A 23810-nucleotide genomic window follows, 5' to 3' on the forward strand; every position below is an offset into this window, starting at 1 on the left:
TCACCCGTCGCGGTGAACTGCGGTCCCGCGGGTCCGTGCTGGGTGCAGGCACCCAGGCGCGCCCGGGTGAAAGACCCGGGGTAGCCTCGGGGCCGTGCAGACGAGGACGCTGGGCAGGACAGGACGGGACGTCTCGGTCGTGGGGCTGGGCTGCTGGCAGCTCGGCGCCGACTGGGGCGAGGTGGCCGAGGACGACGCGCTGGCCGTGCTGGCGGCCGCGGCCGACGCGGGGGTGACGTTCTTCGACACCGCCGACGTCTACGGCGACGGCCGCAGCGAGACGCTGATCGGGCGGTTCCTGCGCGAGCGCCCCGCCGGCGCCGACCGGATCACGGTCGCCACGAAGATGGGCCGCCGCGCGGACCCGCACGTGGCCGGGGCCTACACGCTCGACGCGTTCCGCGCCTGGACCGACCGGTCCCGGGCGAACCTCGGGGTCGACACCCTCGACCTGGTGCAGCTGCACTGCCCGCCGAGCGAGGTGCTGGACCGCGACGCGACGTACGACGCGCTGGACACCCTGGTCGACGAGGGTCGGGTCGCCGCCTACGGCGTCTCGGTCGAGACCGTCGACGAGGCGCTGGCCGCGATCGCCCGCCCGCACGTCGCGACGATCCAGATCATCCTCAACGCCTTCCGTCGCAAGCCGCTCGAGCGCGTGCTGCCCGCGGCCGCGGAGGCCGGCGTCGGCATCATCGCCCGCGTCCCGCTCGCGTCCGGGCTGCTGTCCGGGAAGTACGACGAGCACACCGAGTTCGCCGCGACCGACCACCGGTCGTTCAACCGGCACGGCGAGGCGTTCGACGTCGGCGAGACGTTCTCCGGCGTGCCGTTCGAGGTCGGCGTGGCCGCCGCCCGCGAGGTGGCGGCGCTGACCCCGGCGGGTGCGACGACGGCCCAGCTCGCGCTGCGGTGGATCGTGGACCAGCCGGGCGTCTCGACGGTCATCCCGGGCGCCCGCAACGCCGAGCAGGCCCGGGGCAACGCGGACGCGGCCCGGATCCCGTCCCTCGACGACTGGACCCTGGACCGCTTCCGCGAGATCTACGACGAGCGCATCCGCCCCCACGTCCACGACCGCTGGTGACCCGCAGGCGCTGACGCGCGCCGCGCCCTCCCGTGCGCCGAGATGGCAGCTCTCGGCTGTCGTGCGACGTGCTCGGGCAGCCGAGAGTTGCCATCTCGGCGAGTCCGATGCCCGGCGGGGAAGCCCCTCGGCGCGGGGGGTCAGCGGTGCGGGAGCTGCTTGCGGGGGTGCTCGATCACGCGCGGGGTGCCCTCCGTGGCCTCGACCACGAGGACGCTGTCGCTCCAGCGGTCGGGCGCGGGGCCGAACGCCTTGCGCGCGCCCTGGATGACCGTGCGTCCCAGGGCCCGGCCGCCGGTGATGCCGATGACCGCGCCGACGCCGAACGGCACCATGCGGCCCAGCGCCAGGCCGCCCTGCCGCGCGAGCTGCTTGCGGAACAGCTGCCGGGTGAGCCGTGCGTTGACCCGCCGGATCGTGCCGGTCGGCATCCGGGTGAGCAGCGCCCGCGCGACGTTGAGCCCCCGCAGGCCGGTCAGCTCGCCGACGTCGGTGACCGCCTTGGCCCCGGACTCGCCGAGGATCGTCGCGAGCAGCAGCGCGCGGCGGCGCTCGGCGTCCTCGACGTCGATGCCGTGCACGCTCGCGACGGCCAGCGAGAACGCCGCGGACGCGCCGAAGAACGTCGCGACGTCGCCGATCGTCAGCGCCATGGCGACGCCGGTGCCGACCGCGGGCGCCGCCGCGGCCGCGCCGACCGCGCCGCCGGTGCCCTGGACGACCAGCAGGTACTCGCGCTCCAGCAGGCCGATGATCTCCGCGGGCGTGCCCTCGGGGTTGCGGCGCCGGACGGAGTCGACGTGGGCGTGGATCGTGGCGGACGGGATCGTCACGGCCCGGTCCAGGGCCGCGTCGACGATCGGGGTCCGGCGCAGCGCCATCACTCGCCCGTGATCTCGAGGTCGACGGTCGCCCCGGCCTTGAGCGTGTTGCCCACCGTGCAGTGCTGCTCGACGGCGCGGTGCACCACGCGCAGCAGCCGCTCCTTGGTGGCCTCGTCGAGCCCGGACAGGTCGACGACCATCCGCTCGTGCAGCTCGGGGTACCGGTCCTCGGGCTTGTAGTTGTCGCCGCTGACCTCGACGGTGACCTCGACGTCGTCGCCGAGCCGGTGGCTGAGCGCGGTGTCGGCGGACATGCCGGAGCAGCCGGCGAGCGCGACCTTCAGCAGCTCGCCCGGGGTGAAGACGGCGCCGGCCTCGGCCGGGCCCATCAGGACCTCGGCGCCGCGCTCGTTGCGCCCGGTGTAGGTGCGGGTGCCGGTGCGCTCGACCCAGAGCCGGGACGGCGGGGCGGCGGGGGAGGCGGGGGTGACGGGCACGTCGGTCTCCGGCGCGAGCCCGGTGTTCGGGGACTCCATGGGCCGATCCTGTCACGCGGCCCGCCGGTCGGCAGCGGGGATCAGCCGTGGGCGGACGGCGTGGCGCCCGCTCGCCCGGACGGGTGGTTCGGCGGGCGACGTCGCCCGTCCGGCGGGCGCACCGCGGGCGGCGCTCACTAGGCTGGCCGACGTCGTGCCGGGTCCAGCGGCGGGCCCGGCGGGGGCGAGCGGGGGCCGCATGAGCGTGGACGAGGACCGGGACGTGGCGCCGACGACGGGCGCGCCCGGCGAGCCGGGGGTGCGGCAGATCCTCGACCGGGTGCGCGAGCACCTCGGCATGGACATCGCGTTCCTCTCCGGCCTGACGACGTCGGCCGAGGTCGTCCTCGCCACCAGCACCGAGACCGGACCGATGCAGATGGCGGTCGGCGACGAGCACGACCTGGACGACACCTACTGCGTGCGCGTGCTGTCCGGGCTGATCCCGCCGGTGCTGCCGGACGCGCGCCGGCACCCCGTCGCCCGCGAGCTCGCGGTGACCGCGGAGCTCGGCATCGGCGCGTACCTCGGCGCCCCGCTCCGCGGCCCGGACGGCGAGCCCGTCGGGATGCTCTGCTGCCTGGCCCGGGGCGTGAACCCGCTGCTCGACGAGGACGCGCTGCGGGTGCTCGGCCTGGCGGCGGCGCTCGTCGAGGACCGGATGGGCGCGTTCGGGCTGCCGCACCGGCCCGCGGTCTCCGACCGGGTGCGCTGGATCCGGTCCGTGCTCGCGGAGCGCGCCGTCCGGACCGTGTTCCAGCCGGTCGTGCACCTGGGCACCGGCGAGGTGGTCGCCGTCGAGGCGCTGTCCCGGTTCGACCCCGAGCGGTTCCCGACCCCGGTGCACGCCTTCGCCGCCGCGGCGGCGGCCGGGAAGGCCGTCGAGCTGGAGCTGCTGGCCGCGGAGTGCGCGCTCGCCCGGCTCGGCGACCTGCCCCCGGGCGTGCGGATGTCGATCAACCTGTCGGCGGAGGCGCTCGCGGACCCGCGGACCACGGACCTGCTGCTCGCGCACGGCCCCGCGGTCGCGGTGGAGGTCACCGAGCACACGCCGGTGCACGACTACGAGGCCCTGACCTCCGTGACCGACCGGCTGCGCGCCGCGGGCCACCAGGTCGCGGTCGACGATGCCGGCGCCGGGTTCGCCAGCCTGCGGCACGTGCTGCAGCTCCGGCCGACCGCCATCAAGCTCGACCTGGCGCTGGTGCGCGGCTGCGACCTCGACCCGGTGCGGCGCGCGCTCATCCGGGCCGTCGCGGAGTTCGCGCGCGGCATCGACTCCTGGCTGGTCGCGGAGGGCGTGGAGACCGAGCACGAGCGGACCGCGCTGCGCGAGCTCGGGGTCGACTACGGGCAGGGGTACCTGCTGGGGCGGCCGGCGGCGCTGGCGGACGCGCTGCGCGGGGTCCCGCGCGGCTGAGGGCCGCGGCTCGGCGGTGCCCGGCGGACACCTCGGGCCCGGGTGGGTGCGCCTCCGCCGTGGGGTGGAGGAGGTCCAGCCCGACGGCCGATCCGGCCGCCGCGACCGCGACCCTACGCTCGACGACATGCCCGTCGACCCCGCGCCCGACCCCGCCCTGGCGCCTCCCCGTCTCGGACCGTGGTCCCGGACCTGGCGCTACCTGGTCGCCGTGGGCGCCGGCCTCGTGATCTGGGTGTTCGTCGCCTCCGACGTCACCGGCTCCCCGGTCGCCGACGAGGGCGTCGTCGGCGCGATGGTGCTGCTCGACCTCCTGCTCGGGCTGGTGGCGGTCGGGCTGCTCCCGATGCGGCGCCGGCGCCCGTTGCTGACCGCGGTCCTGATCGCGGCGCTCACCTCGCTGTCGTCGTTCGCGGTCGGGCCCGGCATGCTCGCGCTGGTCTCGCTCGCCACCCGCCGGCGGTGGCGCGAGGTCGCGGTCGCCGGTGCTGTCTGGGCGCTCGCCACCGTGGCGTACGAGCTCACCTACCAGGGCACCTCGGCGTCCGAGGACCTGGGGGTGCCGCTGCTGCTCCTCGCGATCGGCCTGAGCCTGCTGTTCCTCGGCCTGCTCGTCGCCACCGGGTTCTACATCGGCGCCCGCCGGGAGCTGCTGCAGACGCTGCGGCTGCGCGCCGAGGCCGCCGAGCGGGCCCAGGAGTCGCGGGCCGCCGAGGCGCGCCAGGCCGAGCGCACCCGGATCGCCCGCGAGATGCACGACGTGCTCGCGCACCGCATCTCGCTGGTCGCGATGCAGGCCGGCGGCCTCGCGTACCGGGAGGACCTGACCCGCGCGCAGATCACCGCCTCCGCCGAGACGATCCGCGACAGCGCGCACCGGGCGCTCGGCGAGCTCCGCGAGGTGCTCGGCGTGCTCCGCGCCGACGACGAGACCGTGGTCCCGACCGAGCACGAGGCGCCGCAGCCGACGCTCGCCGAGCTGCCGGCCCTGCTCGCCGACGCCGACGAGGCCGGGACGCCCGCCCGCCTCGACGTGTCCGGCCTGCCCGGCGGCGACCGCTCGGCGCTGGCCGCCCTGCCCGAGACCGCGTCCCGCACGGCGTTCCGGGTGCTGCAGGAGGCGCTGACGAACGCCCGCAAGCACGCACCGGGGCAGGAGGTCCGGGTGCGGCTGGCGGGGGCGCCGGGGGAGCGGCTGCTCGTCGAGGCGCGGAACGCCGTGCCCGTCGGTGTGGCGGCCGGGGTCACCGCCCCCGGGGCGGGGCTGGGGCTCATCGGCGCCGCCGAGCGCGCCGAGCTGCTCGGCGGGTCGCTGGAGCACGGGATCGAGCAGGACGGGCGGTTCGCCGTGAGAGTGTGGCTGCCGTGGCCGAGCTGACCCCGACCCCCGCCGACGTCGTGCGCGTGGTGGTCGTCGACGACGACGCCCTGGTCCGGGCGAGCCTGCGGATGATCCTCGGCGGCGACCCGCGCCTCGAGGTGGTCGCCGAGTGCGGTGACGGCGCGGAGGCCGTCACGGTCGTGCAGCGGCTGCGCCCCGACGTCGTGCTGATGGACGTCCGGATGCCGCGGGTGGACGGGCTGACCGCCCTGCGCTCGCTGGCGGCGGCCGGGTCGACGGCCCGGGTCATCGTGCTGACGACCTTCGACGCGGACGAGCTCGTGCTGCGCGCCCTGCGCGAGGGCGCCGCCGGGTTCCTGCTGAAGGACACCCCGCCGGCGCAGCTCGTCGACGGGATCCACCGGGTCGCGGCGGGGGAGCCCATCCTGTCGCCGACCGTCACCGCCCAGCTCATCGCGTCGGTCGCGAAGCCCGAGGACGCCGAGCGGCGCGCGGACGCGCTGCGGGCGCTGGAGGTGCTGACCCCGCGCGAGCGGGACGTGGCGGTCGCGGTGGCCGAGGGGCTGTCGAACCAGGAGATCGCCGAGCGCCTGTTCCTCGGCCTGGCGACGGTCAAGACCCACGTGGCGCACCTGTTCGCCAAGCTCGGCGTGGCGAACCGGGTGCAGATCGCGCGCCTGGTGCACGACGCGGGCCTGGGCTGACCGCGCGGGCGCGCGCCGCCGGCCAGCGAGGCGCGAGAGGGCAACCGACACGCCGACCGAGCAGTCGCGGACTACTCGCTCGGCGCGTCGGTTACCCGCTCGCGGGCTGATCACCCGGCGAAGTCAGCGGGGCCGTTCGGCTAGACGCCGATGCCGGCGCGGAGGGCCAGCGCGCGGTCCACCGCGGCCTCGCGGTCGGCGAGCGCGCGGGCCGTCGACCGGGCGCGGGCCGCGGCGTGCGGGTCGACCGCTGCCGGGACGGCCACCGCCCGGGCGACCGCGGCGGCGGCCCGGCGGCGGCGCACCGAGAGGTACGGGAGGCGGAGCGGCACCGCGCGGGTGCCGTAGCTGACGTCGAAGGTCACCGTGGTCATGGCTCAGTCCTCCTGCTGCGGTGCGGTCGGGGTGGCCTCGGCGTGGGGCTCGACGGCCATGTCGGGGTTGATCGCGGTGAACAGCCGCATCAGGCGGGCGCCACCGGGTCGGATCGCGGGGTCGACGGTCCGCCCGTCGAACCGCTTCATCAGCGCGTGCATGCCCTCGATCAGCTCCGCCGTCTCCTCCGGGGTGGCCCAGAACGCGGACGTGGTGAGCTGGGTCAGCGGGATGAGCCCGGGGTCGACGGCGCCGTCGTGGTCGACGTGCCGGAGGTGGTCGATGTAGCGCTCGGCCTCGCGGCGGACCGAGATCTCGCCGAGCTCCAGCACCGCGCGCCGCGAGGCCGGGTCCAGCGGGTCGGGCGTGATGTTGCGCTCGCGGGCGACGACGCGCCAGGGGCGTTCGCGGCCGCGGGGCTCGGCGGGCTCGATGTACCCGGCCTTCGCGAGGGTCCGCAGGTGGAACGAGCAGTTGGCGACGGTCTGGCCGAGGTGCGCGGCGCACTCCGTCGCGGTCGCCTCGCCGACGTCGTCGAGGAACGACAGCAGGTCCATCCGCACCGGGTGGGCGAGGGCCCGGACCCGCGTCGGGTCGGTGACCCGCAGGGTGGCGGGCCGGGTGGCCGGGTCCGGCGCAGTGCCGGCCTCGGAGGCGTCGTGCTCGGCGGTGCTCATGGCAGCAACCGTAGACGCACAACAGGTCTTGCGCAAGAGGTGTTGCGCAAGACCTGTTGTGCGTGAGTGGTCCACCCAGGCCCCGCCCTCGGTGGCATGAGTGCCCGCACTCACCGTGCACCGTGGAACGACGCCGCGGCAGGCCGCACCAAGTCGCTCTTGACACCGATGGCGGCACAGTTCGATGCTACTAAAACGCTTTAGTCCCCTGACCGTGATGCAACGACGCACACCGAAAGAGGTTCCTGATGAGGCGCACGATCGGCCTGGCCCTGGCGGCCGGGCTCCTGCTCTCCTCCTGCGCGCTGTCCGGCACGACGACCGAGACGCGCGATCCCGTCGACGCCGAGGGCGAGGTCACCGGCGAGGTCTCGCTGCAGACCTGGGCGCTCAAGCCCCGGTTCACCGAGTACGTCGAGGGGGTGATCGCCGCCTTCGAGGAGGAGTACCCCGGCACCTCGGTGACCTGGCTCGACCAGCCGGGCGAGGGCTACTCCGAGAAGGTGCTGTCGCAGGCGACGGCCGGCGAGCTCCCCGACGTCACCAACCTGCCCCCGGACATGGCGCTGCCGCTGGCGCGCGAGGGGGTGCTGCTCGACCTCGGCCAGGTCGAGGACGACCTGGCGGCGACGTACGTCGAGGGCGGTCTCGGCGCGTACGCGTTCGCGGGGCTCGACGGCACGTACGGCTACCCCTGGTACCTGACGACCGACCTGAACTACTGGAACGCGGACATGATGGCGGCCGGCGGGCTCGACGCGGCCGACCCGCCGACGAGCTTCGACGAGCTGGTCGAGCAGGCCCGGACGCTCAAGGACGCCACGGGCGCGTACCTCATGAGCCGCAAGCCCGGCATGAACGACCTGGTGTCGAACGGCATCCCGGTGCTGTCCGACGACGGCGAGGAGTTCGTGTTCAACAGCCCCGAGGCGGTCGCCCTGGTGGAGCGGTACGCCGAGGCCTACGCCGACGGGCTCATGCCCCAGGACGTGCTGACCGACGCCTACCTCGGCAACAGCGAGCTGTTCACCAAGGGCGAGGCCGCGTGGTCGACGGGCGGCGGGAACTTCATCGCCGGCGTCCTCGAGAACAACCCGTCGCTGGAGGGGACGATCGTGCCGTCGCCGTACATGGGGATCACCCCGATGTACGTCCAGGGCGTCTCGGTGCCCGCCGCGTCGAAGAACCTGCCCGCGGCGCTGGCGCTCGCGCGCTTCCTCACGAACGCCGAGAACCAGGAGGCGTTCGCCGAGCTGGTGCCCGGCATCTTCCCGTCCACGGTCGCGTCGCAGGACAACCCGTCGTTCTCCGAGAGCGACGGCACGGCCGAGGGCGACGCCAAGGTGATCGCGTTCACCGGCCTGCCGGACGCGGAGGTGCTCCAGCCGGTCGAGGTCACCGAGGCCATGTCCACGTACTTCGACCAGCAGGTCGCGGCGGCGATCGCGGGGCAGATCACGGCCCAGCAGGCCCTCGACGCCGCGGTCGCCAAGTGCAACCAGCTGCTGGCCGACTGACCGGTCCGCCATGACCACCGCACCCGAGGCGACCGCCGCCTCGGTCCCCGCGCCCGCCGGCCCTCGCGGCCGGCGGGTCCGGGCGACCGGGGCGACCCGCACCCACGCGTGGTTCGCGCCGTGGCTGCTCTGCCTGCCCGCCGTCGTGTTCCTGCTGGCGTTCAACCTCTGGCCGTCGATCAACGGCGTCATGCTCGCGTTCACCAACGTGAAGCCGCTCAGCGGCGGCGAGTTCGTCGGGTTCGCCAACTTCAGCCGGATGATCGGCGACGACCAGCTGACCACGGCGCTGCTCAACTCGATCGTCTACATGCTCGTCTGCGTGCCGTTCCTGCTGCTGGTGCCGCTGGCGCTGGCGCTGCTGGTCGAGAAGAAGATCCCCGGCATCTCGTTCTTCCGGACCGCCTTCTACACCCCGGTGGTGGCCTCGGCGGTCGTCGTCGCCCTCATGTGGGGCTGGATGCTCGACGACCGCGGCGTGATCAACGGGATGGCCAAGCAGCTCGGGATCATCACCGAGTCGATCCCGTTCCTCACGGACCGCTGGCTGATCCTGTTCAGCGCCATCAGCCTCACCATCTGGAAGGGGCTGGGCTACTACATGATCATCTACCTGTCCGCCCTGGGCGGGGTCGGCCGCGAGCTGCACGAGGCCGCCGCGGTGGACGGCGCGTCCGCCTGGCGCCGGTTCTGGAGCGTGACGGTCCCGGGCGTCCGGAACACCATGCTGCTGGTCTCCGTGCTCATCACGGTCTCGGCCCTGCGGGTGTTCTCCGAGCTGTTCATCCTCACCAACGGGACCGGCGGCATCGGCGGGGCGAACGTCTCCGTCGTGATGCTCATCCAGATGTACGCCCGCGGGTTCAACGGGAACCTCGGCTACGCCTCGGCGCTGTCGATCCTGCTGTTCCTCATCACCCTCGGGCCGCTGCTGCTCATCGCCCGCATCAACCGGAAGGCCGGGTGAGGGCGATGGCCGCACCGACCGTCAGCGCGCCCGCGCCGCGGGTCGCCACGCGCACGCCCGCGCCCCGCCGGCGCCGCGGCCGCGGGTTCTCCAGCATCGGCCGGCGCGAGCTGGTCGTCCGCTACCTGCTGCTCCTGCTCGTCCTCGTCATCACGGTGGGGCCGTTCCTCTGGCAGCTCTCGACGTCGCTCAAGGGCCCGGGCGAGGACATCTACACCGCCACCCCGGTCCTGATCCCGGCCGAGCCGACGCTCGGCAACTACGTCAAGGCGGCGCAGACCGTCCCGATCCTCGGCTTCATGCGGAACTCGCTGGTGGTCGCCGGGATCGTCGTGCTGGGCAACGCGATCGGCACCACGATGGCCGGCTACGCCCTGGCCCGGCTGCAGTTCCGCGGCCGCAAGCTGCTGCTCGGCGCGATGCTCGCGACGATGCTGCTGCCCGGCGAGGCGACGATCGTGGCGCAGTACCTGACGATCCGGCAGATCGGCCTGGCCGACTCCCTGCTGGGGGTGGCCCTGCCGGGCGCCGTCGGGATGCTCAACGTGCTGCTGATGCGGACCGCGTTCCTCGCGATCCCGAAGGAGCTCGACGAGGCCGCCATCGTCGACGGCGCGAACGTCTGGCAGCGGTTCTGGCGGATCGGCCTGCCGAACGCCAAGGGCATGCTCGCCGTCGTCACGATCTTCGCGTTCATCGGCGCCTGGGACGACTTCCTCTGGCCGCTGATCGTCCTCACCACGCCGGACAAGTTCACGCTCACCGTGGGCCTGCAGTACCTGTCCGGCACGTTCTCCGCCAACCCCCGCGTGATCGCCGCCGGGACCATGATCGCGTTCATCCCGATCGTGATCTTCTTCGCGGTCCTGCAGCGGTACTTCTTCCGCGGGGTCGACCAGGGCGCCATCAAGGGCTGACGCGCGCCGCCCCTCGCCCACCTCCACGATCCCGCACGCCCGCTCCACCCCGGAAGGACCACCCCAGTGCACGACGACCGCACCCTCGTCGAGGGGCGCCTCGAGCGCGTCCTCGCCCACCGTCTCCGCCCCGCCGTCTTCCGCACGGTCGGCCCCCTCGACGTCGAGGCCTGGCACGTCGCCGGCGGCCAGGGGGAGCCGGTCGAGCCGGCGCACGCCCTTCCCGGCCCGGGGCGCGGGGCCGACGTCGACTACCGCCCGTTCCGCGTCGGCGACCCGTGGGGGCCGGCGTGGGGCACCACCTGGTTCCACCTGACCGGCACCGTGCCCGCGGAGGCGGCCGGTCACCGGGTCGAGCTCGTGGTCGACCTCGGGTGGGAGGACCACTCGCCGGGCTTCCAGGCCGAGGGCCTGGTCTACCGCCCGGACGGGTCGGTGGTGAAGGGGCTCAACCCCCGCAACGTCTGGGTGCCGGTCGACGAGGACGCGGTCGACCTCTTCGTCGAGGCCGCGGCGAACCCGCTGATCCTCGGCTACGACCCGTTCCGGCCGACGACGCTGGGGGAGAAGGCGACCGCCGGTGACGCCCCGCTCTACCGGCTGGCGCGGGCCGACGTGTGCGTGGTCGAGCAGGACGTCTGGGAGCTGGTGCAGGACCTGGAGGTGCTGGACCAGCTGGCGCGCGAGCTCGCGGTCGGCGACCCGCGGCGGCACGAGGTGCTGCGCGCGCTGGAGCGGTCGCTGGACGCGCTGGACCTCGCCGACGTCGCCGGCACCGCGGCCGCGGCGCGCGGGGAGCTGGTGGAGGTGGCGTCCCGGCCGGCCGCCGCGTCCGCGCACCGGATCTCCGCGGTCGGGCACGCGCACATCGACTCCGCCTGGCTCTGGCCGGTGCGGGAGACGGTCCGCAAGGTGGCGCGCACCGCGTCGAACGTCGTGAACCTGCTGGACGAGGACCCGGACCTGGTGTTCGCGATGTCCTCGGCGCAGCAGTTCGCCTGGATCGAGGAGCACCGGCCCGAGGTGTTCGCGCGGGTCCGGGAGCACGTCGAGGGCGGCCGGTTCGTCCCGGTGGGCGGCATGTGGGTCGAGTCGGACACCAACATGCCGGGCTCGGAGGCGCTGGCGCGGCAGCTGGTGCACGGCAAGCGCTACTTCCTGGACACCTTCGGCATCGAGACCCGCGAGGTGTGGCTGCCGGACTCGTTCGGCTACTCGCCCGCGCTGCCGCAGCTCATCCACCTGTCGGGGTCCCGGTGGTTCCTCACCCAGAAGATCTCCTGGAACCAGGTCAACCCGTTCCCGCACCACACGTTCCGCTGGGAGGGGATCGACGGCAGCCGGGTGTTCACGCACTTCCCGCCGATCGACACCTACGCCGCCGAGCTGTCCGGCACCCAGCTCGCGCACGCGTCGCGGAACTTCCGGGACAAGGGTCGGGCGACCCGGTCGCTCGCCCCCTTCGGCTGGGGCGACGGCGGCGGCGGGCCGACGCGCGAGATGCTGGCCCGCGCCCGGCGCACCGCGGACCTCGAGGGGTCGCCGCGGGTCGCCGTCGAGGCGCCGACCGCGTTCTTCGAGGCCGCGGAGGCGGAGTACCCGGACGCCCCCGTCTGGGTCGGCGAGCTGTACCTGGAGCTGCACCGGGGCACGTTCACCTCGCAGGTCGCGACCAAGCAGGGAAACCGCCGGGGCGAGCACCTGCTGTTCGAGGCCGAGCTGTGGTCCGCCACCGCCGCGGCCCGCGGGCTGGTCGACTACCCGTACGAGGAGCTGGACGCGATCTGGAAGCAGCACCTGCTGCTGCAGTTCCACGACATCCTGCCGGGCACCTCGATCGGGTGGGTGCACCGGGAGGCGGCGGAGCAGTACGCGGCGATGCGGGACCGGCTGACGGCACTGGTGGACCGGGCGACCGGCGCGCTGGCGGCCGCGGCGGGGGCGGGCGACGCGCTCGCGTTCAACGCCGCGCCGCACGACCGCGCGGGCGTGCCCGCCCTCGGCGCCGGCCCCGCGGTCGAGCGGGGCGCCGTCGCGGTGGCGCCCGTGCCCGGCGGCGGCACCGTGCTCGACAACGGGCTGCTGCGGGTCGAGGTCGACGCCGACGGCCTGGTCGCGGGCCTGCGGGACCTGGTCGCGGACCGCGAGGTGCTGCCGCCCGGCGCCCGAGCCAACCTGCTCCAGGTGCACCCGGACTTCCCGGTGATGTGGGACGCGTGGGACGTCGACCGGTACTACCGGAACGTCGTCGAGGACCTGACGACGGCCGACGCGGTGGAGGTGCTCGACGGGCCGGACACGGCGACCGTGCGGGTGCGGCGGTCGTTCGGCGCCTCGACCGTCGTGCAGGACGTCACCCTGCGGTCGGGCGCGCGGCGGGTCGACCTGCGCACCGAGGTCGACTGGCAGGAGCGGGAGCGGCTGCTGAAGGTCGCCGTGCCGCTGGACGTGCACGCGCTCGACGCGGCGTTCGAGACCCAGTTCGGCCACCACCGCCGTGCGGTGCACGAGAACACCTCGTGGGACGCGATGCGGTTCGAGGTGGTCGCGCACCGGTTCGTGCACGTCGCGGAGCCGGGGTACGGCGTCGCGGTCGTCAACCGCGACACCTACGGCCACGACGTGCGGCGCGAGGCCCGGGACGGGGGCGGCACGACGACGACGGTCCGGCTGTCGCTCGTGCGGGGGCCTCAGTTCCCGCAGCCGGACACCGACCGGGGCCGGCACGAGTTCGCGTACGCGATCGCGCCGGGCGCCGAGGTCCGGGACGCGGTGCGCGAGGGGTGGGGGCTCAGCCTGCCGCTGCGCCCGGCGCCGGGCGCGGCTTCCGTCACCGCGGGGGCCGAGGGCGTGGTCGAGCCGCTGGCGCGCGTGGCGGAGGGGTCCGCCGTCCTGTCCGCGGTGAAGCTGGCCGACGACCGCTCCGGCGACGTGGTCGTCCGGCTCTACGAGGCCGAGGGGCGCCGCGGGGGCGCCCGGCTGGCGCTGCCGGCGGGCGTGGTCCGGGAGTGCGACCTGCTGGAGCGGCCGCTCGGCGAGCCGGCGGCGCTGCTGGGGCGGGACGGGACGGCCGGGCCGCTCGCCCTCGCGCTGCGGCCGTTCCAGGTCGTCACGTTGCGGGTGGCGGCGCCGTGACGGCGGGGAGCGCCGGCGCCGGGGGCCTGCGGTTCGGCGCGAACTACACCCCGAGCCGCGGCTGGTTCCACTCCTGGCACGACCTCGACCTGGACGAGGTGCGGCGGGACCTGGACTCGATCGCCGCGCTGGGCCTGGACCACGTCCGGGTGCTCCCGCTGTGGGAGGTCCTGCAGCCGAACCGGACGATGATCCGGGCGCGCGCGGTCGCCGACGTGGTCGCGGTCGTCGACGCGGCCGCCGCCGCGGGCCTCGACGCGAGCGTGGACGTGCTGCAGGGGCACCTGTCGTCGTACGACTTCCTGCCGGCCTGGCTGCTGTCCTGGCACCGGCGCGGGCTGTTCACGGACCCCGACGTGGTCGACGCGCAGGAACGGCTGGTCCGGGCGCTCGGCGGCGCGCTGGCCGGGCACCCGGCGTTCCTCGGGCTGACCGTCGGGAACGAGACGAACCAGTTCGCCAAGCGACGGCACCCCGATCCGCAGCCGCTCGACCCCGCGACCGCCGGGGCGTGGCTCGGCCGGCTGCTCGCCGCCGCCGCGGGCTCCGCGCCCGGCCGGATGCACGCGCACTCGTTCGACGACGACGTGTGGTTCGTGGACGACAGCGCGGTGACGCCCGCGCACGCCGTCGGGATCGGCGACGTCACCACCGTGCACTCCTGGGTGTTCACCGGGGTCGCCGCGCACTACCCGCCCGAGCACCCCGCGCACGACTGGTTCGCGCGGTACCTCCTGGAGCTCGCCGCCGCCTGGGGCCCGCCCGGTCGCGCGACCTGGCTCCAGGAGGTGGGGGCGCCCCTGCCGCACCTCGGGGCGGACCGGATCGCCGGGTTCGCCGAGCAGACCGTGCGGCGCGCCGCGGAGCACGACATGCTGTGGGGCGTGACGTGGTGGTGCTCGCACGACGTGGACCGGTCGCTCGCCGACTTCCCCGAGCTGGAGTACACCCTGGGCCTGCTCGACGCCGAGCGCCGGGTGAAGCCCCTCGGGCGGGCGGTCGCCGAGACCGTCGCGGGGCTGCGGGAGTCCGGGGTCCCGGCCGCGGCGCGCGCCCCCGCGGCGCGCGACGTGCTGACGGTGCCGAGCGTGGACGGCCTCGTGCGCCGCTCGGACACGGCACCGGGGTCGCCGTTCTTCGCGGCGTGGCTGGACGGTGCGGTCGCCGGGGTGCCGCCGCGGATCGCGGTGCCCGAGGGGGCCGTCGCGGTGGTCGAGGAAGGGCCGGCGTGACGGCGCGGACCGGGCTCGGGCCGGACCGTCCGGCCGCGCCGTGCGGCGACGCCGGGCACGGGTACGCGCTGGCGCGGGTGGACGCGGGGACGGACTTCGCCGCCGGGGACCCGCTGCCCGCAGACGAGGTCGTGCCCGGCGATGGGCTCCGCGTCGAGATCGGGCCGGGCCCGGCGCACGTCCCCGCGGGCCGGCCCGGCGTCGGCCTCACGGGGACCCGGGCGCTCCGGGTCGGCGTCGACGGCGGCGGGACCGCCGAGGCGCCGCGCCGGCGGGTGCTGCTCGACGGGCTCGACGTCGAGGTCGAGGCAGGCACCGAGCTGCGCTGGGCGGTCTGCCCCGTGCTCGACGCCGACCTCTCCTACCGGTCCACCGCCGTCGCCGTCGCCGCGCAGCTGGACGACGGGACCTGGTCCGACGTGCACCCGCTCACCGACCAGCACGGCGCTCCTGCGTCGGCGGGCGGTCAGGGGAGCGCCCGGATCCTGCTCCCGGACCACTGGAACCTGGTCCGCGTCGCGCTCGGTGCGCTCGCCGGACGGCGGGTCCGGGCGCTCGCGGTCACGGTGGCCGCGCACGGCCACGGTGCCGGCCCGGCCGAGGCGTGGCTCGACCACGTCGCCCTGGGCGTCCGGGCCGAGCCGGCGCGGCGCGGCCTCGTCGACGAGGTGGACACCCGGCGGGGCTCGCACTCCAGCGGCGCCTACTCGCGGGGCAACACCTTCCCGGCGACCTCGGTCCCGAACGGCTTCGTCTCCTGGACCCCGCTGACCGACGGCGCCACCGACCGGTGGCTCTACTCGTGGGCCGGGCACAACGGTCCCGACAACCGACCGCGCCTGCACGGCGTCGCGGTGTCGCACCAGCCGAGCCCCTGGATGGGCGACCGGAACCAGGTCGCGTTCCACCCGGTGGCCGGCGACCGGGAGCCGGACGCGTCGCTCCCCGCCCGGGCGGCGGCCTTCGACCACGACGACGAGCTCGCCCGCCCGCACCACTACGGCGTCGCGCTGGACGGCGGGCTCCGGGCGGACGTGACGCCGACCGACCACGGCGGCGTCCTGCGGTTCGCCTTCCCGCCCGGGTCGACGACGGGGCACGTGCTCCTCGACGCGGTGAGCACCGAGGGCGCCGGACCGGACGGGCCGCTCGACGTGGCGGTCGACCCGGACGGCGCCCTCACCGGCTGGGTCGAGACCGGCAGCGGGCTGTCCGTGGGCCGCAGCCGGATGTACGTCGTCGGCCGGTTCTCGCGCGCCCCGCGCACGGTGCGCCCGGCCGCGGGCGACCGGCCGCGCGCGCGGGCGGCGACGTTCGACCTCGGCGACGACCCCGTGGTGGAGCTCCGCGTGGCCACGTCGTTCATCGGCCTCGACCAGGCCTGGCACACGTGGGGGCTCGAGCTGGCCGACCGGACGTTCGCCGAGGTCGAGGAGGAGGCGCGGGCGGCGTGGGAGCGGCGGCTCGCGGTCGTGGAGGTCGAGGGTGCGACCGAGGCGCAGCGCGCGACGCTGTACGGCGGCCTGTACCGGCTCAACCTCTACCCGTCGTCGCAGTGGGAGGACGCGGGCCGACCCGGCGCGCCGGACCCGTGGCACGCGTCGCCGGTCGCCGTGCCCGCCGGGTCGTCGACCGCCGAGCACACCGGCGCCGCCGTCCTGCCCGGCCGGGTGTACGTCGACCACGGCTTCTGGGACACCTACCGCACCTGCTGGCCGGCGTACGCGCTGCTGCACCCGGAGATCGCGGCCGAGCTGGCCGACGGGTTCGTGCAGCAGCACCGGGAGGGCGGCTGGGTCGCCCGCTGGTCGTCCCCGGGGTACGCGGACCTGATGACCGGCACCTCCTCGGACGTCGCGTTCGCCGACCTGCACGCGCGCGGCGTCGGCCTGCGCGACCCGCTCGGCACCTACGACGCCGGGCTGCGGAACGCCACCGCGCTGCCCACCGGACCCGGGGTCGGCCGCAAGGGTCAGGCGCACGCGCTGGTGCACGGGTACGTGCCGGGCGACGTCGAGGAGAGCGTCTCCTGGCACCTGGAGGGCTGCGTGAACGACGCGGCGCTCGCGGGCATGGCGCGCCGCCTCGCCGAGGACCCGCGCACGCCTGCCGTTCGCCGTCGCGCGCTCGCCGACGAGGCGGCGTACCTCGCGCAGCGCGGCGCGGGCTACGTCCACCTGCTCGACCCGGCCACCGGCTTCTTCCGCGCTCGGGACCGGTCCGGGGCGTTCGCCGACCCGGCCGGCTTCGACCCCCGGGACTGGGGCGGCGACTACACCGAGTCCGACGCGTGGAACTTCGCGTTCCACGCCCCGCACGACCCGGCGGGCCTCGCGGCGGCGCACGGCGGCCCCGACGGGCTCGCCGCCGTGCTGGACCGGTTCTTCGCGACCCCCGAGCGCGCGGACCGCCCCGGGGGCTACGGTCAGACGATCCACGAGATGGTGGAGGCGCGCGACGTCCGGCTGGGGCAGCTCGGGCAGAGCAACCAGGTCTCGCACCACATCCCCTACGTGTGGCTCGCGGCGGGTCGGCCGGACCGGACGCAGGAGGTGGTGCGGGAGGTCCTGGACCGGCTGTGGACCGGCAGCGAGATCGGGCAGGGCTACCACGGCGACGAGGACAACGGCGAGATGTCCGCCTGGTACGTGCTGTCCGCGCTCGGGCTGTATCCGCTGCAGGCCGGCACCGACCGGTGGGCGATCGGGACGCCCCTGTTCCGCCGGGCCGTCGTGCACCACCCGTCGGGCGACCTCGTGGTCGAGGCACCGGACGCCGGGCGGCAGACCCCGTACGTGCACGGCCTGACGGTCGGGGGCCGGGCGGTGACGGAGCCGTGGGTCGCGCACGGCGACCTGCTCGGCGGGACGACCCTGCGGTTCACGACCGGTCCGGAGCCGACGCGCTGGGGTGCGGGGTGGCCCGGCGCCACCCGGGTGCCCGCGCCGTGGCGCGATGCGACGGCGCCGGCCGACGGCGGGGGGCCGTGGCGTGGTGCGGGTGGGGCGGTCCCCGGGCTGAGCGACGACGACCTCGGGTCGGCGGTCGACCTGGCCGCGGTGCTGGACGGGGAGGGTGCGCTGACGTGGTCGCCGGGGACCCCGGAGCAGGGGGACCCCCCGACCCCCGGGACCGGGCCGTCCGGGGTCTCCGCTGCCGCGAGCGGCGCGCCGCTGGTCGCCTACACGCTGACATCGGCGGCCGACGGCGCCCTCGCGCCGACGGCGTGGCGGCTGGAGGCCCGCGACGCGTCGTCCGGCACGTGGCGCGTGCTCGACGAGCGCACCGGGGAGGAGTTCCCGTGGCCGGGACAGCTCCGCCCGTTCGTGCTCGACTCCCCGACGCCGCTCGGCGAGGTCCGCCTGGTCGTCGTCGGACCGCCGGGCCACCTGGCCCAGCTGGAGCTCCTGGTGGCTCCGCACCGCTGACCCGACCGGGCCTGGCGGCCGCGGCGAGTCCGCCGCCACGCCTGCGGGCGCCGAGATCGGTGCCACGCCTGCGGGCGCCGAGATCGGTGCCTTCGCTCGAGATCGGTGCGTGCAACCACCGATCTCGGGGAGAAGCACCGATCTCGGCGAGGTCCGGCCGAGATCCGCGGGATCCGGCCGTCAGGCCGTTTCGGGGCGGCGGGCTCGGCGCAGGAGTGTCGTCCCCGCGGCGATCAGCGCGGCGGCGGCGCCGAGCCACGCACCCGCCGGGATGCCCGTGCGCGCGAGCCGACCGGCCGGGTCGGCGCCCGAGGCGGCGGGGCCGTCGCCGGGCGCGACGCCGGCACCGGCGGCCTCGCCGCCCGGGTCGAGCACGCCGTCACCCGGTCCGGGGACGCTGTCGCCCGGGTCGGGGTCCGGCACCGGGGCGGCGTACACGGTGTACGCGGCGCGCGCCGCGCCCCCGGCTCCGGTCGCGGTCACCGTGTACGCACCGGGCACGGCGTCGGCCGGGACCCCGTACCCGAGCCGGAACGCCCCGTCCGGGTCGGCGGTCACCGTCGCGAGGTCCGCCGGCGTGCCGTCGGACCCCGTGGCCTCCGCCCTCGTGCCGTCCGCCGCCGTACCGTCGGCAGCCGTGCCGTCGGCCGCCGTGCCACCCGCCCCGGCCCGGTCACCGTCAGCGCGACCTCCTCGCCGGGCACGAACCCCCGGCCCATAACGGCCTGCGCACCGCCCGGCGCGACGGTCCCGTGCTCGACGGCGATCGTCCCGGGCTCGACCGCCGCCGGCGCGCGGAGCACGTCGCGCACGTGCGAGAACCACGTCTCGCGTCCGCCGCCGCGGCACAAGAGACCGATGAGTCGCGCTCAGCGGGGTGCCGCGGTGCTCGCCCGCGGCGTGAGCACCGGGCCGGGCGCGACCACCACTGGCGGGACCTCCCGGCCGGCGACGACGTCCAGCAGCGTGTCGGCGACCAGCATCCCGAGGGCGTGGGTGTCCCGGCTCAGCGCCGTGAGCGCCGGGTGCACGAGGCGGGCCAGCTCGGAGTCGTCGAACGACACGACCGACAGGTCGTCCGGCACCCGCACCCCGAGCGTCGACGCGACGCCGAGGCCGGCCAGCGCGGCGACGTCGGAGTCGTAGACGATCGCCGTCGGCGGCTCGGGGCGGTCCAGCAGCAGTCGGGTCGCGGCCGCGCTGGCGCGCTCCGAGTAGTCGGTGTCCTCGTGGTCGACCGTGATCCCGAGCCGGCCCGAGGCGTCGTGCAGGGCGGCGACCCGCCGGACCGAGTGCTCGTACGCCGGGATGCCGCCGACGTGCCCGATCCGCCGGTGGCCGAGGCCGGCGAGGTGCTCGGCGATCTGCGCCATCGCCGCGTAGTCGTCGACCCACACCGCGGGGAGCGGCCCGGGCTCGCCGGTCCCGCCGAGCACGACGGCGGGGACACCGAGGCCGCGGACTGCCTCGGGCCGGGGGTCGCCCTGCTCCAGGTCCACCAGCACGAGGCCGTCGACCCGCTGCTCCGCGGCCCACCGGTGGTACACCTCGAGCTCCGCGGCGACGTCCTCGACGACGAGCTGGTGCAGCGCCACCACGTGCGTCGACAGCCGGGCCTGCAGACCCGAGGTCAGCTGGGCGAAGAACGGCTCGATGCCGAGCGTGCGCGCCGGCCGGGCGACGACGAGGCCGACGGTGTCGGACCGCATCCCGGTCAGCGCGCGGGCCGCGATGCTCGGGCGCCAGTTCAGCTCGGCGACGGCGTCGAGGATGCGCTGCCGGGTCTCGTCGCTGAGGCCGGGGCGGTCGTTCAGGGCGAACGACACCGCGGTGGGGGAGACCCCGGCGTGCCGGGCGATGTCGGCGATCGTCGTCCGGGCAGGCCGGGTGCTCGGGCGCCGCGTCCTGGCCATCGGTGGTCCTCCCGCCGCAGTGGTGCTGTCTGCGGACTCTAGGGGGCGGCCGGCGGGACCGTCACGCCCGTCCGCGACGCGACCGGGCGAGGCCGCGGGCGCCGACGGCGGCGGCACCGGCGAGCAGCAGGCCCGCGGCGACGGCGAGCGCCGCGCCGGCCTCGGACCCCGTGCGCGGGAGGGTCCGGGCCGGGGCCGCGACGACCGGGGCCGTGACGGCCGTACCCGCCGGCGGGACGGCGGCGGGTACGCCGGGCACGACCGGAGCCCCGGGGAGCGGCACCGCGGGCACGGGCGTCCCGGGCGCGGCCGGCGCCTCGACGGCGAACGGCACCGACAGCGCCGCGGCGACCCCGGCGTTCCCCGCCAGGTCCGTCACCCCCGCCAGCGCCAGTCGGATCGTGGCCGCCCCCACCCGCGCGCCGGCGTCCGGCGTGTAGGTCGCGGTCCAGGTCAGCCCGCCGTCGGCGGTCGCCAGGCCGGACAGCGTGCCCGCGTCGGCGACCAGGTCGGTCAGCGCGAGGGTCGGCACGGGCTCCGAGAACGTGATCGTCAGCGTCGTCGGCCCGGTCACCCGGGTCGCCGCGAGCGCGAGCGTCGCCGTCGGCCGGACGGTGTCCACCGTGTACGCCCCCGACGTGGCCGTGCCCACCCCGGCGTCGCCGTCGTCGCTCACGAGCTGCGCGAGGTCGAGCGTGACCGCCGCGGGCCCGGACTCGGTGCCGGCCGCGCCCGTGAGCCGGCCGGTCCAGGTGACCCCGCCGTCGGACGAGGTCAGCACGGGCACGGAGGCGCCGGGCGTGCTGAGGGCCCGCCACAGGCCGACGGAGACCGGCTCCGAGAACGTCAGCGTGAGGACGGCGTCGGTGGTGGTGGTCAGCACCGGCTCGGAGACGGAGACGGTCGCGGTCGGGCGCGTCGTCCGCACGGTGAGCGACGGGCCGACCGCGCTCCCGGTGCCGGCGTTGCCCGCCACGTCGACGACCGTCGTCAGGTCCAGGACCAGGTCGGCGGTGGTGCGCGCGGCCGCGTCGGGCGTGAACGTCGCCGTCCAGGTCAGGCCCCCGTCCGAGGAGGTCGGCGCAGTGAGCGTGCCGCCGCCCGCGACCAGCGACAGCCCGGGGCCGGCGCCGCCCGCCCCGCGGACGGGCTCGGAGAACGTCATCGTCACGGTGGCCGTCTCGCCCGCGCGGACGACGGCCCGGTCGGCGCTGACGGTCCCGACCGGCCGCACGCTGTCGACCGTGTAGGCGGGCGAGTCGACGGTGCCCGAGCCGACGTTGCCCGCCTGGTCCATGACACCCGCCAGGTCGACGGTGACGACCTGGCCGCTGACGTTCGTCCCGGCGGCCGGGACGAACGTCGCGGTCCAGGTGATGTTGTCGGCCGTGGTCAGGGCGCCCACCGTGCCGCCGCGCACGGTGACGTCGCCGAGGTCGAACCCGAGGACCGGCTCGGAGAAGACCGTGGTGAGCGTCGCGGATCCGTCGATGCCCAGCGTCGTCGTGCTGAGGCCGACCGTCGCCGTCGGTCGGCGGGTGTCGACGGCGTAGGCCGCGGAGGACGCGGTCCCCTGGCCGGTGTTCCCCGCCGCGTCGTGGACGAGGGCCAGGTTCAGCGTCACCACGGCCCCGAACATCTCGGTGTCGCCGGCGGGGGTGAGCGTCGCGGTCCACGTCAGGCCGCCGTCGGTGCTGGCGAGCCAGGACACGGTGCCGGCATCGACCGTGAGAGCCGCGGTGGTCACGTCGATGACCGCCTCGGAGAACGTCAGGGTGACGGTTCCCGTGGTCCCGGAACGGAACGAGCTCTGGCTGACGGAGACCGTCGCGGTGGGTCGTGCGGTGTCGACGTCGAAGGTGTTCGACGTGGTGGTGCCGCTCCCCGGGGTGCCCTGGGTGTCGGTGACCCCGGCGTTGTCGAGCACCACGACGCCGGAGGACGTGACCCCGTCCTGGGGGGTGAGCACCGCGGTGAATACCTGGCCGTCCGAGGTGGTCGGGACGGAGAGCGTCCCCCGGGACACGGCCAGGTCGTCCCGGTCGAACCCCTCGACCGGCTCGGAGAACGTGAACGTCACGACCGACGTGTCACCGGCCTTCAGCCTCGTCGTCTCGACCCGGATCGTGGCGGTCGGCGGCGCGGCCGCGGCGGGGGAGGCGGCGAGGACGGGCGCGGCCACGAGGGCGAGCGCGAGGGTCACGGCGGCGGGGGTGCGGCGCATGCGGCGGGTCCCGTTCGGGGTCGTCGCAGGCCGCGGGTCGACCCGGGCGGGTCGCGGCGGCGTGCGGGGGTGCGGTCACCGTACGTCGGCGGGTGCACCCGTGAGCAGGGGCTTCCCCCTATCGGACGCAGGCGGCCCGCGCCAGGGACCTCGGTCACCCCTCGGCTAGCCCTGCCCTGCGTACCGGGTCAGGAACAGCGCCTCCGCCGTCGCCAGCCGCTCGATCTCCGCCGGATCCACGCTCTCGTTCGGCGCGTGGATGAGCGCCTGCGGCTCCTCGACCCCCATCAGCAGGATCTCCGCGTCCGGGTACGTCGACGCGAAGACCGTGCACAGCGGGATCGACCCGCCCTGCCCGAGCAGCACCATGTCCCGCCCGAACGCCTCCCGCATCGCCGAGCGCATCGCGTCGTACGCGGGCCCGTCGGTCGCGGCCCGGAACGGCGACCCCGTCGCCTCGACGTCCACCGACACCGCGACCCCCCACGGCGCCGCCTCGGTGATGTGCGCGGTGAGCGCCGCGAGCGCGTCGGCCGGCGCGGTCCCCGGCGGGATGCGCAGGTTCAGCCGGGCCGCGGCGCGCGGCACGATCGCGGCCGTCGACCCGACGACCGGCGGGCAGTCGATGCCGAGCACGGTCAGCGCGGGCCGGGCCCAGAGCATGTCCGAGACGGTCCCGGAGCCGAGCAGCGCCTCGCCCGGCCGGACCTGGGCGTCGGCGCGGAACGTGTCCGGGTCGTAGGGCGCGCCGCCCCAGGTCTGGGCGTGGTCGAGGCCCCGCACGGTGGTGTCGCCGTCCGGGGCGCGCAGGGACGCGAGGACGGCGACCAGCGCCGCCAGCGCGTCCGGCGCCGGACCGCCGAACATCCCCGAGTGCAGCTCGGTCGGCAGCGCGTCGACCCGCACCACGACGTTGACCATGCCGCGCAGGCTGACGGTCACGGCGGGCACCCCCACGGCGGCGTTCCCGGTGTCGCAGACCAGCACGGCGTCCGCGCGCAGCAGGTCGGCGTTCCCCGGGACGAAGTCCTCGAGCCCGCCGGTGCCCTGCTCCTCGGACCCCTCGACCACCAGCCGCAGGTTCACCGGGACGTCGTCGCCGAGCGCCCGGAGTGCCGCCAGGTGCATGAGGATGTTGCCCTTGCAGTCCGCGGCGCCGCGGCCGTACCAGCGCCCGCCGACCTCGGTCAGCTCGAACGGCGGCGTCCGCCAGGCGGCGTCGTCGAGCGGCGGCTGCACGTCGTAGTGGGCGTACAGCAGCACGGTCGGCGCACCCGGGTCCGCCGCCGGCCGCGAGCCGACGACGGCGTCGCTGCCGTCGGCGGTGCGGTGCAGCGCGACGTCCGCGAACCCGACCTCGCGGAACGCGTCCGCCACCCACCGCGCCGCCTCCGCGCACGCCTCGGGCGGGAACTGCCGCGGGTCGGCGACCGAGGGGATCGCCACCAGGGCGGCGAGCTCCTCTCGGACGCGCGGCATCTGCTCGGCCACCCGCTCGCTCAGGTCCACGTC

General features: G+C 75.9%; 18 protein-coding genes. 10 read left to right on the forward strand and 8 right to left on the reverse strand.

The window, feature by feature from the left end; translation table 11 throughout:
• The first annotated feature begins 94 nt into the window (after positions 1–94).
• Positions 95–1087: an aldo/keto reductase gene (locus FKM96_RS12945; protein WP_147795583.1), complete on the forward strand. Its 993-nt coding sequence runs from the start codon at positions 95–97 to the stop codon at positions 1085–1087.
• A gap of 140 nt (positions 1088–1227) precedes the next feature.
• Here the strand turns inward: FKM96_RS12945 and FKM96_RS12950 are convergent, their stop codons facing one another.
• Together FKM96_RS12950 and FKM96_RS12955 are read right to left on the reverse strand one after the other, a co-directional pair.
• The gene (locus FKM96_RS12950) at positions 1228–1968 is read right to left on the reverse strand and encodes a hypothetical protein (protein WP_147795584.1); all 741 of its coding nucleotides are present in this window, start codon (positions 1966–1968) and stop codon (positions 1228–1230) included.
• Positions 1968–2447 (reverse strand): OsmC family protein, encoded by a 480-nt coding sequence (locus FKM96_RS12955; protein WP_147795585.1) that lies wholly within the window; start codon positions 2445–2447, stop codon positions 1968–1970. Before FKM96_RS12955 ends, FKM96_RS12950 begins: the two co-directional genes overlap by 1 nt.
• A 199-nt stretch (positions 2448–2646) precedes the next feature.
• Here FKM96_RS12955 and FKM96_RS12960 point away from each other — a divergent pair, with 199 nt between their 5' ends.
• The 3 genes from FKM96_RS12960 (at position 2647) to FKM96_RS12970 (ending at position 5913) form a co-directional block, all read left to right on the forward strand.
• Positions 2647–3867, forward strand: a complete 1221-nt coding sequence (locus FKM96_RS12960; RefSeq protein WP_147795586.1) for an EAL domain-containing protein — start codon at positions 2647–2649, stop codon at positions 3865–3867.
• Between the two features lie 127 nt (positions 3868–3994).
• Positions 3995–5245: a sensor histidine kinase gene (locus tag FKM96_RS12965; RefSeq protein WP_147795587.1), complete on the forward strand. Its 1251-nt coding sequence runs from the start codon at positions 3995–3997 to the stop codon at positions 5243–5245.
• Positions 5233–5913 (forward strand): response regulator transcription factor, encoded by a 681-nt coding sequence (locus FKM96_RS12970; RefSeq protein WP_308281612.1) that lies wholly within the window; start codon positions 5233–5235, stop codon positions 5911–5913. Before FKM96_RS12965 ends, FKM96_RS12970 begins: the two co-directional genes overlap by 13 nt.
• A gap of 140 nt (positions 5914–6053) precedes the next feature.
• Here the strand turns inward: FKM96_RS12970 and FKM96_RS12975 are convergent, their stop codons facing one another.
• Positions 6054–6287 (reverse strand): hypothetical protein, encoded by a 234-nt coding sequence (locus FKM96_RS12975; protein ID WP_147795588.1) that lies wholly within the window; start codon positions 6285–6287, stop codon positions 6054–6056.
• A gap of 3 nt (positions 6288–6290) precedes the next feature.
• On the reverse strand, positions 6291–6965 hold the full coding sequence (locus FKM96_RS12980; RefSeq protein WP_147795589.1) for a helix-turn-helix transcriptional regulator: 675 nt from the start codon (positions 6963–6965) through the stop codon (positions 6291–6293).
• Positions 6966–7213: 248 nt separating this feature from the next.
• On the opposite strand from FKM96_RS12980, the gene FKM96_RS12985 reads away from it, so the two are divergent.
• The 6 genes from FKM96_RS12985 (at position 7214) to FKM96_RS13010 (ending at position 18161) form a co-directional block, all read left to right on the forward strand.
• Positions 7214–8482, forward strand: coding sequence for an ABC transporter substrate-binding protein (locus FKM96_RS12985; protein ID WP_147795590.1), 1269 nt, complete (start codon positions 7214–7216; stop codon positions 8480–8482).
• A gap of 10 nt (positions 8483–8492) precedes the next feature.
• Positions 8493–9449 (forward strand): carbohydrate ABC transporter permease, encoded by a 957-nt coding sequence (locus tag FKM96_RS12990; protein WP_147795591.1) that lies wholly within the window; start codon positions 8493–8495, stop codon positions 9447–9449.
• Positions 9450–9454: 5 nt separating this feature from the next.
• Positions 9455–10366 (forward strand): carbohydrate ABC transporter permease, encoded by a 912-nt coding sequence (locus FKM96_RS12995; RefSeq protein ID WP_147795592.1) that lies wholly within the window; start codon positions 9455–9457, stop codon positions 10364–10366.
• Between the two features lie 66 nt (positions 10367–10432).
• Positions 10433–13501 carry a glycoside hydrolase family 38 C-terminal domain-containing protein gene (locus FKM96_RS13000; protein ID WP_147795593.1) on the forward strand — a complete coding sequence of 1023 codons (3069 nt, stop codon included), beginning with the start codon at positions 10433–10435 and terminating at the stop codon, positions 13499–13501.
• A complete protein-coding gene (locus FKM96_RS13005) occupies positions 13498–14733 on the forward strand; it encodes a glycosyl hydrolase (protein ID WP_147795594.1) in 1236 nt (411 codons plus the stop codon). Before FKM96_RS13000 ends, FKM96_RS13005 begins: the two co-directional genes overlap by 4 nt.
• Positions 14730–18161 (forward strand): GH92 family glycosyl hydrolase, encoded by a 3432-nt coding sequence (locus tag FKM96_RS13010; RefSeq protein ID WP_246854969.1) that lies wholly within the window; start codon positions 14730–14732, stop codon positions 18159–18161. The genes FKM96_RS13005 and FKM96_RS13010 overlap by 4 nt, the downstream gene beginning before the upstream one ends.
• A gap of 180 nt (positions 18162–18341) precedes the next feature.
• On the opposite strand, the gene FKM96_RS13015 is transcribed toward FKM96_RS13010, so the two are convergent.
• The 4 genes from FKM96_RS13015 to FKM96_RS13030 all read right to left on the reverse strand — a co-directional run bounded on the left by FKM96_RS13015 (position 18342) and on the right by FKM96_RS13030 (position 23807).
• Positions 18342–18719 (reverse strand): hypothetical protein, encoded by a 378-nt coding sequence (locus FKM96_RS13015; RefSeq protein ID WP_147795595.1) that lies wholly within the window; start codon positions 18717–18719, stop codon positions 18342–18344.
• A 311-nt stretch (positions 18720–19030) separates the two neighbouring features.
• Complete coding sequence (locus FKM96_RS13020; RefSeq protein WP_147795596.1) at positions 19031–20074, reverse strand: LacI family DNA-binding transcriptional regulator; 1044 nt, start codon at positions 20072–20074, stop codon at positions 19031–19033.
• A gap of 61 nt (positions 20075–20135) precedes the next feature.
• Positions 20136–22298: an Ig-like domain-containing protein gene (locus tag FKM96_RS13025; protein WP_147795597.1), complete on the reverse strand. Its 2163-nt coding sequence runs from the start codon at positions 22296–22298 to the stop codon at positions 20136–20138.
• A gap of 165 nt (positions 22299–22463) precedes the next feature.
• Positions 22464–23807, reverse strand: coding sequence for a dipeptidase (locus tag FKM96_RS13030; protein WP_147795598.1), 1344 nt, complete (start codon positions 23805–23807; stop codon positions 22464–22466).
• Positions 23808–23810 lie beyond the last annotated feature (3 nt).

The organism is Cellulomonas sp. Y8, from assembly GCF_008033115.1.
Lineage (GTDB): Bacteria > Actinomycetota > Actinomycetes > Actinomycetales > Cellulomonadaceae > Cellulomonas.